The sequence below is a fragment of the Ruegeria sp. BC6 genome, from assembly GCF_056539185.1.
Map to the genome: position 1 here is coordinate 1 of NZ_JBQFUM010000012.1, position 1,115 is coordinate 1,115.

Annotated in this window: 1 protein-coding gene; it reads left to right on the top strand. The window is 60.7% G+C overall.

The features are described from left to right. A partial coding sequence (gene tuf, locus ACR0MM_RS18575) for an elongation factor Tu (RefSeq protein WP_480697863.1) occupies positions 1-1,115 on the top strand: 1,115 nt, incomplete at both ends.

The following is a 1,115-nucleotide window of genomic DNA, read 5'->3' on the forward strand; positions in this document are numbered from 1 at the left end:
ATGGCAAAGGAAAAGTTTGAGCGTACAAAACCGCACGTCAACATTGGCACGATTGGCCACGTTGACCACGGCAAGACGACGCTGACCGCAGCAATCACCAAGTATTTCGGCGACTTCAAGGCGTATGACCAGATTGACGGTGCGCCGGAAGAGAAAGCGCGCGGCATCACCATCTCGACCGCCCACGTGGAATACGAGACCGACAACCGCCACTATGCGCATGTCGACTGCCCCGGCCACGCTGACTATGTGAAGAACATGATCACCGGTGCGGCGCAGATGGACGGCGCGATCCTGGTTGTGAACGCAGCTGACGGCCCGATGCCGCAGACCCGCGAGCACATCCTGCTGGGCCGCCAGGTTGGCATCCCGAAGATGGTCGTGTTCCTGAACAAGGTTGACCAGGTTGACGACGAAGAGCTGCTGGAACTGGTTGAGATGGAAGTTCGCGAACTGCTGTCCAGCTACGACTACCCCGGCGACGACATTCCGATCATCGCAGGTTCGGCTCTGGCCGCGATGGAAGGCAACAACCCGGAAATCGGCGAGAACAAGATCCGCGAACTGATGGCGGCCGTTGACGAGTACATCGACACGCCCGAGCGCGCTGTTGACCAGCCGTTCCTGATGCCGATCGAAGACGTGTTCTCGATCTCGGGTCGCGGTACCGTTGTGACCGGTCGTGTCGAGCGTGGTGTGATCAACGTTGGCGACGAGATCGAAATCGTCGGCATCCGCGACACGCAGAAGACCACCTGCACCGGTGTCGAGATGTTCCGCAAGCTGCTGGACCGCGGTGAAGCCGGCGACAACATCGGCGCCCTGCTGCGTGGTGTTGACCGTGACGGCGTCGAGCGTGGCCAGGTTCTGTGTAAGCCGGGCTCGGTGACTCCGCACACCAAGTTCGAAGCCGAAGCCTACATCCTGACCAAGGAAGAAGGCGGCCGTCACACTCCGTTCTTCGCGAACTACCGTCCGCAGTTCTACTTCCGTACGACTGACGTGACCGGCACCGTGACCCTGGCCGAAGGCACCGAGATGGTCATGCCCGGCGACAACGTGTCGTTCGGCGTCGAGCTGATCGCCCCGATCGCCATGGAAAACGGTCTGCGCTT